We start from the raw sequence: 7,148 nt of genomic DNA, 5'->3' as shown, positions 1-7,148 counted from the left end.
CCAGTGAAGCTATTCTCTCAACCGTCTCTTAATAGATTAACAAAGAGATTATCCGTTTCCTAAACACCCTTTTGCTGATGCCGATCGCTGCGAGGCTGATGCAGTTTATGATTTAAGCCGCTCTTCAGGAAAGGCAAAACTCTGGTACAGGATCACTACCCCGTACCTCTCTGTCCTAACCTGAGTTTATCTTGATCTGAATTTGTCTTGACTTGAATTGTCCTAATTTTGTGCCCTCACTGGGAGAAGCAATATCAGGAGCCTTATTGATCATGAAACCTTTTGATCATGAAACCTTTTGACTATAAGTTAAAGCTGTGTAACTATCCCTGAACGTAATGATTTTTAGGGATTGTAGCCAGGACTACTTTCCGCTAAAACGCGTTCAGAAGATGGGCTGCGATTCGCTGAGCTGCTCCACTCGTTCCCATGCGCTGCTGCCCGTTTTGCTGAATCTGATACAGGCGATCGGGGTCATTGAGCAACGCCTTGACCGCAGATGGAACGAGGTGCGGCTGGTTGACCAGCGTAACCGAGCAGCCCAGCAATCGGGTTTGAGCTTCGGCAAAGGCAGGTGTGAACTGGGGTCCCTTTCCGGGCAGCGTAATCACGGGTTTACCCAAGCCTGCAAGCTGTTCAGTTCCCGTTCCTGCCATTGCGATGCCTAAATCTGCCTGATGCAGGCAGTTGTTAAACGCAGGGGTTAGCACCAGCCGCGCATTGGTTTGTCCATAAGATTCATCTGTTTGCTGCCGCCAGCCCTGGACGCGGAGCGTTTGCTGAAACTGGGTCAGATCTAGCCCCGGAGCGATCGCCGCCACAAATAGCAGGGATCGATCGGGCATCATCTTTTGCAGGGCAGTCGCAGACTCCACAATCAGATTCCAGTTGTCATACGCTTCAGGAATCCGTGAGCCGGGCAGCAGGGCAACGGTCATCGGCGGCGGCTCCATCGACGGCTCCATTGACGGCAGAAAGGAATCACCGCTCGGCTCCAGGCCATCCATCATTGGATTGCCCATATCGAAGGCGCGAATCTGCCATTGCTGCAAAAAGTTCGTCGTGATTCGATCGCGGGGAAACACAGCCCGACAGCGCGGACGGCTCATCAGCCATCGTTCCCAGGGCAAGTACACCGACCCCGACCAGCTTTCGAGCTGCTCAAACCACGATCGCCGGGGCAGCAACCCATGTTCATCCCGCAAATAGTATTCAGATTTCGCCGTGCCCACGAAAGCATAGGGCGCACCACTCCACCAGGCAAACAAGAGGGGCACAATGTCTCCTACTGCCAGAATGACGCCGCCCTGTTTTGCCCACGATCGCACGGTCTGAAGTTGAGTGCGGGTGAGCTGTACCAGTCCGCCTCGTAAATCCCTTACGAGCTGCCGCCCATCCATGTAGACAAATCCGCCTGAGGGCATCGGCTTCACGGCTCCCACAATCGGAATGCCCTGCTGCTGGTAGGCTCGTCCTGCTCCGACGATCGGCAGTGCGGCTATTTCGATCGCGGTGCACTGCTGCTGGAGTGCTTGCACAATTCGCAGCGCGATCGTGTCTTCCCCGTGTCCGTTACTAATACAAAGGAGACGCATGGCAAAGAAGGCGCAGGGTTAAAAGAATTTGCTGAATCAGGTGAACCCAGCCTAAAGCTCACTCACCTGGACGGCATCAAATTCGGCAATCAGATCGTCTACAAGCCGCATTACCTCATAAAGAAAAAGGTATTTATCTGAATTGCCATAGCGGTTGCGGTAGATGACCGTTTCCAGGTCGCGCACCCCCGAAGTAAAGCGGTTTTTGACCCAGGAGAGCGTCGCTGCGGGAACTTGTAATTCCGAGTTTCGTACCAGTTTCTCACAAATTGAGATTGCATCAGATTGCCGGATGAGTCTCACAAATCGCATCTGTACGCCCATCCCTGTGGGTAGCTCAACGCTATGATCGGGATGCAAAATGGTTTCTGGCTCCTGAAGCTTTTGTCTCAAAATCTGAAGTACATAAACTTCCTCAGATACATAGGCTCCTGCTCGCGACGGGAGAACTGGCTGTAGGCTATCAGTAAAGCGGCAGTTGAGATCTTGAATGGCTGCTTCGGTGTGAATCAACCGGGAGCTTAGCTCGTTGATAGTCTCGTTTAAGGATTGTTCCGGGAACTGGCTGAGCTGGTGTTTCAGTGCTTCAAGCTCTTCGCCGATCGCCGCTGGCGCAAAATGCTGCGAAAAATAGTTCAAATGTGCCTGAAGCTGGTGCAAATACTGCTCAATGTGCTGCACCCGATCGAGCAACTGCGGCAGTTCATCCAGCCTTTGCTGAAGGGTCTCGTAGTCCGATCGCAAACTGGAGACATCCTGCCGTAAACTGTTGACTTCGCCTGTCTCCAGCGCAATCAGACGATTCTGAGTTTTCGCGTAGGATTCTGCCATTGCCCGCCGCATCCGCATCAAAATTGCTTCCTGACCCGGCACGGTTGGGGCTGCTCCTGCAAGGCGATTAACAAATGCCGTTTGGTCAGCGCAGGCCTGCTCAAGGCGGTTGATCCGAAGCTGACTTTGTGTCCTGGAGACTTCAATCTGGCGACGATGCCGACTGTTTAAACCCACTGCAATCACAAGGGGCAGCATTCCCAGCACTGCCGGAATCACTGCTTGAGTAAATAGCGCAATCAGCAAACAGACCACCGAGATTGCGATTGCCAGGATTTCTACCGACCCTGTCCAGTCCTTTGACACATTCCTCACCCTGATGCAACTTAATACTAGATAGAACCTAAGCCGAAATGCGGGTTCTATCAAGCTAATCAGAAACTTTCTTCTAAGAATAATGCAGCGGAACAGTCAATCGCAGGCGATTTGGGGCTGCTATTCGTAATTCCCGAGGTTCTGATATCGGTATTGGGTGTAAGCATTAAATAGGACACCCACCAGGCTACAAACAGTACCAATCAATACAACACCCTGGACTTGGCTGCCGCTTCCAAAAATACTCAAAAAGTAGGCAATTTGAGCAATTGCGAACTGGCTTAACGACTCCTGCTGGGGCAAGTATGCCCACCCGCGTGCGATCGCAAACAGAACGATTGTAAGAACAACAGGCGCGATAAAGCTAAAGATTGCAGTAAGCACCAAGGAGCGAAAAAGATGAGTGATGTTAGTCATAGCGGCAGAAGGGGTGGCGGACAACGGGAAGGTTCTGCATTCAATGTTCAATTTCTTAAGTTCTAAGATAGTCGCCGATCGCCGATGTTCCGAGCACCTGTCAGAAATCTTAAATGGTTATTAAGAAACGCTGTCCACACAGACATAGGTTATGTTTAAGATGACAATTTTTTACAGTCTGTTTTTTTATAGTCTGTAAGAATTAGCTCGATCGGTGGCTCTGTACAGGAATTAAGAAGATTGACTCAAACGGGACAAACAACAGATCTGGGACGATGGCTCCAACGTCTGCTGGCTGCAACCCTCTTGGGCGGGCAGGTGGTGGTTCATTTGCTGAAAGGCAAAGTCCAGCGGCGTAATACGATCGATCAAATGGTGGCAGTCGGTCCGGCTTCGGTACTGGTCGCGCTGCTGACGGCGGCCTTTGTCGGTATGGTGTTTACGATTCAGGTATCTCGCGAGTTTATTCGCTTTGGGGCAGGGTCGGCGATCGGAGGCGTGTTGGCGATCGCGCTGGCGCGAGAACTGGCTCCGGTACTGACTGCTGTGATTCTGGCGGGTCGGGTGGGGTCTGCCTTTGCGGCTGAAATTGGCGCAATGCAGGTAACAGAGCAAATCGACGCGCTGTATATGCTCAAAACTGACCCGATCGACTATCTGGTGATTCCCAGAGTCGTCGCCTGCTGCCTGATGCTGCCAATCCTCACCATTCTTTCGTTTATGACAGGTCTGATTGGCGGATTGCTGGTTGCTGATACGCTTTACAACATCTCGAACGAAGTTTTTCTCAACTCGGTGCGCGACTTTTTGACCCCATGGGATCTGGTGAGCGGCATGATCAAAGGCGGCGTCTTTGGTTCGCTGATTGCCGTGATTGGCTCAAGCTGGGGACTCACGACTTCGGGCGGCGCAAAGGGGGTAGGGCAATCGACCACAACGGCAGTCGTCACGGCACTGCTCACGATCTTTATTACAAACTTTTTCCTTTCCTGGCTGATGTTTCAGGGTCCGGGTAGCGAGCTGTTTAATCTATAACGGTTTAATTTGTAGCGGTTAATTTACAACGGTTCAATTTGTAAGGTTAATCGGTGGAGTTGCTGAGGCGGTGACAAGCGGTTTTCCTCTGGGGGCATCAGGCTGAGCAGGTAAAACCACATTCAGCGTCGCAGATTAAGCCTGTCCCTTAAAATAGAAAAGGCTTTGTTTAACGTTTGAGGGATGCGATCGCCATGACTACCTCACCCACCGCTTCGACTCCACCTGCTGCCACTGAGACAGTTCAGCTTGAACCCAGCTACGCAATTCCGATCGTGCTGGTGCTGGCGGCGATTCCCCTCTGGTTTGTTAATTCCTGGGTGAGTGGGACGATCGCCCTTTTGGGTTTGTTTCTTCTCATTCAGGCAGCAACATTGCGGCTGCGATTTACGCCCGTCGCCCTGGAGGTGTATCGAGGAGAAAAGATGATTCGCTGCTTTCCCTATCAGGAATGGCAAAACTGGCGCATTTTCTGGGTTAACGTTCCGATTTTGCTGTACTTCAAGGAAGTGAAGAGCATTCACTTTTTGCCTGTGCTGTTTGATGCGAAACTGCTGCGAATTTGCCTGGAGCAACGCTGTCCCCGCATTGATTCAGTGAGCGATCGATAATTTTGTACAGCCTTCAGGCTGTGATTCATTAAACTGCGAATTAAGCATTATGAATTCTGATTCGTCTTTTCCTTCAGACTCAACTGGAAGACCTCCCATTCCTCTCAATCTCGGCTCTAGCAGCGTTCCTCCCAGCGCGGCAGCGTCTTCGGCATCTGCGGCAGAAGTAAACGACTTGGAGCGGCGGGTCGCGGATCTGCGCCAGCAAGAGAAAAAGCTTCAGCAGGAAATTGCATCGCTGCAAACTTCCTATAATGCAATGCTGCAACGGCAAGTCACCGAAGCTCAAACAGCGATCGGGCGACTGGTAAAGGAAAGCTTGGGCGATCTGGAACAGCGCAAACAGGCACTTCAGCTATCGATTGAGCAGCTAGAGCGGCGGCAGGAGCGGATTAAAAATGAGATGAGAACTACCTTTGCCGGAGCGTCGCAGGATTTAGCCATTCGTGTGCAGGGCTTCAAAGATTATCTGGTGGGCAGTTTGCAAGATCTGGCAGCCGCCGCCGAGCAGCTTCAGCTCACGCCGCCGATCGAGGAAATCCAGCAGCGTCCGGTAGCCGCTAAAGCCCCAACCAGTGCCCCAGCAGGCGGACAACCGCCGCAGCCCGAAGCTGCAACGCCTCAGTTCGCCGAGAAGAAGTTTCAGGACGAAACAAAAATCATTCGCAAACTGCTGGATCAGTATCGCACCATGCCCGATTACTATGGTCCTCCCTGGCAGTTGCGCCGCACCTTTGAGCCGATTCACGCCGAGCGAGTGGCAAACTGGTTCTTTACGCAGGGTGGGCGGGGCGCAATTCGATCGATGGGGTCACGCCTGCAAAACATTCTGATTGCCTCAGCCGTGATCTCGATTCTGAACGAGCTATACGGAGAGCGGCTGCGCCCGCTAATTCTGGGCAATTCTCCTGAACGGCTGGGGGAGTGGCGGCGCGGCTTGCAGGACTGTCTCGGCATTTCTCGCGGCGATTTTGGCACAGAGGAAGGCATTGTGCTGTTTGAAGCTCCCGAACCGCTTGTGCAGCGAGCCGATCGGCTGGTGAAGCAAAAGCAACTGCCGCTGATTCTGGTCGATGAGTCCGAAGAAATGATCAGCCTATCGCTGCTGCAGTTTCCGCTGTGGCTTGCCTTTGCACCCGACCCCATGAATCCGGTGATGTATTAAGAGTTCGTTCAGTCGGTGAAGGGTTGATTCTGTTTTTGCTGCCCATTCCCGAACAAGCGGTTGAGGACGATCGTCTGAGCCGCTGGCATTTGTCCGTATGAAAATCCATAGGGCAGATCGGGCGGAAGCTGGGTAGTCAGGGATTCCAGTGCGTAGGGACTGCCATACACCACCAGGGCAAACAAGCCCAACGAAGCAGAATCCTCACGAATTAAGCGGCTCACCAACTCCTGTACGGTCTGAGTCAGTCCTGCACTGCCGCGAAATGGATTACCCCGAATAAAAAGCTGAAGCAGCGTAGGGGGAGGATTGGTCTCAGCCGTCAGCAAGCCGATCGTATTTCGATCGAGCACTTGTAATGAGCAGCCCAACTCGGCAGGAAGGGTGACTGCTGGGGCCGATCGCGCTAGAAAACCACAATTTAAGGCATCATCTACCAGAATCAGATTGCGTGGTGCAAGACGATCGGCAAGGGCTGCGATCAGGCGCTGGCTCAAGAACTGCTCTAGCCTGTCCCCGTTAGAGCGATAGATTTGCGTCGAGTGCTGCAAAATCACATTGGCAGTTTCGATCGCTTCGGGCTGAGCAAGTTGGGTGAGATCGATCGGGGGCGGCGTGTGTCTTTCCCAGTCATGGGTGCTACTGCCCGTAATTGGCATATCGCTGACCTTCTGTTTTGCTTTCCAGATGCGATCGAGCGATGCTTGGATTTGCGTTAGCGGAATTCGTCCGGTTTCAACGGCTTCACAAATCGCGTCGATCGCTCCTTCCGGATCCGCAGGCATTAGCACGATATCTGCCCCTGCTTCGACTGCCATGACTGGGGCTGCGGTTGCCCCATAGCGGTCGAGAATCGCGCCCATAATCAGGGCATCGGTGACAATCAGCCCGTCAAAGTTCATTTGTTGGCGCAGCAGCCCCGTGAGGATTGATCGCGACAGGGTTGCTGGATGGATGGGATCGAGGGCAGGCAGACGAATATGAGCCGTCATTATTGCATCGACTTGAGCCCCGATCGACTGCTGAAACGGCGGCAGTTCAATTTGCTGTAAGCGGGTTAAATCGTGATCGATCACGGGCAGTTCCAGATGGGAATCGATCGCTGTATCGCCATGCCCCGGAAAGTGCTTCGCCGTGGTTAAAATCGAAACCGACTGCGCCCCCTGGAAGAATGCCGCC

At 52.7% G+C, this 7,148-nt stretch carries 7 protein-coding genes; 3 read left to right on the top strand and 4 right to left on the bottom strand.

Going from position 1 to position 7,148, the window contains the following annotated elements; all coding sequences use genetic code 11:
• Positions 1 to 374: 374 nt before the first annotated feature.
• From H6F80_RS03130 to H6F80_RS03120, 3 genes are all read right to left on the bottom strand, one after another.
• The gene (locus tag H6F80_RS03130; RefSeq protein ID WP_190790155.1) at positions 375 to 1,595 is read right to left on the bottom strand and encodes a lipid-A-disaccharide synthase-related protein; all 1,221 of its coding nucleotides are present in this window, start codon (positions 1,593 to 1,595) and stop codon (positions 375 to 377) included.
• A gap of 51 nt (positions 1,596 to 1,646) precedes the next feature.
• Positions 1,647 to 2,732: a hypothetical protein gene (locus tag H6F80_RS03125; protein WP_190790154.1), complete on the bottom strand. Its 1,086-nt coding sequence runs from the start codon at positions 2,730 to 2,732 to the stop codon at positions 1,647 to 1,649.
• Positions 2,733 to 2,861: 129 nt separating this feature from the next.
• A complete protein-coding gene (locus H6F80_RS03120) occupies positions 2,862 to 3,158 on the bottom strand; it encodes a hypothetical protein (RefSeq protein WP_190790153.1) in 297 nt (98 codons plus the stop codon).
• 240 nt (positions 3,159 to 3,398) lie between these two features.
• Here H6F80_RS03120 and H6F80_RS03115 point away from each other — a divergent pair, with 240 nt between their 5' ends.
• From H6F80_RS03115 to H6F80_RS03105, 3 genes are all read left to right on the top strand, one after another.
• Positions 3,399 to 4,193 carry an MlaE family lipid ABC transporter permease subunit gene (locus tag H6F80_RS03115; RefSeq protein WP_190790152.1) on the top strand — a complete coding sequence of 265 codons (795 nt, stop codon included), beginning with the start codon at positions 3,399 to 3,401 and terminating at the stop codon, positions 4,191 to 4,193.
• Between the two features lie 194 nt (positions 4,194 to 4,387).
• Positions 4,388 to 4,804, top strand: coding sequence for a DUF3119 family protein (locus H6F80_RS03110; protein ID WP_190790151.1), 417 nt, complete (start codon positions 4,388 to 4,390; stop codon positions 4,802 to 4,804).
• Between the two features lie 49 nt (positions 4,805 to 4,853).
• On the top strand, positions 4,854 to 5,969 hold the full coding sequence (locus H6F80_RS03105; protein WP_190790150.1) for a DUF3086 domain-containing protein: 1,116 nt from the start codon (positions 4,854 to 4,856) through the stop codon (positions 5,967 to 5,969).
• Positions 5,970 to 5,977: 8 nt separating this feature from the next.
• On the opposite strand, the gene H6F80_RS03100 is transcribed toward H6F80_RS03105, so the two are convergent.
• Positions 5,978 to 7,148, bottom strand: a 1,171-nt coding sequence (locus tag H6F80_RS03100) for a glycoside hydrolase family 3 N-terminal domain-containing protein (protein ID WP_190790149.1), incomplete at its 5' end; no start/stop codon positions are given.

The organism is Leptolyngbya sp. FACHB-711, assembly GCF_014695615.1.
Lineage (GTDB): Bacteria > Cyanobacteriota > Cyanobacteriia > Elainellales > Elainellaceae > Leptolyngbya_A.
Note: the sequence above shows the minus strand (reverse complement) of the source record. Positions and strands in the feature narration are given on the sequence as shown.

Bases quoted from the DNA above. Each gene is read 5' to 3' on its own strand.
- H6F80_RS03130 (WP_190790155.1), bottom strand. From the start codon at position 1,595: ATGCGTCTCCTTTGTATTAGTAACGGACACGGGGAAGACACGATCGCG.
- H6F80_RS03120 (WP_190790153.1), bottom strand. From the start codon at position 3,158: ATGACTAACATCACTCATCTTTTTCGCTCCTTGGTGCTTACTGCAATC.
- H6F80_RS03110 (WP_190790151.1), top strand. From the start codon at position 4,388: ATGACTACCTCACCCACCGCTTCGACTCCACCTGCTGCCACTGAGACA.
- H6F80_RS03105 (WP_190790150.1), top strand. From the start codon at position 4,854: ATGAATTCTGATTCGTCTTTTCCTTCAGACTCAACTGGAAGACCTCCC.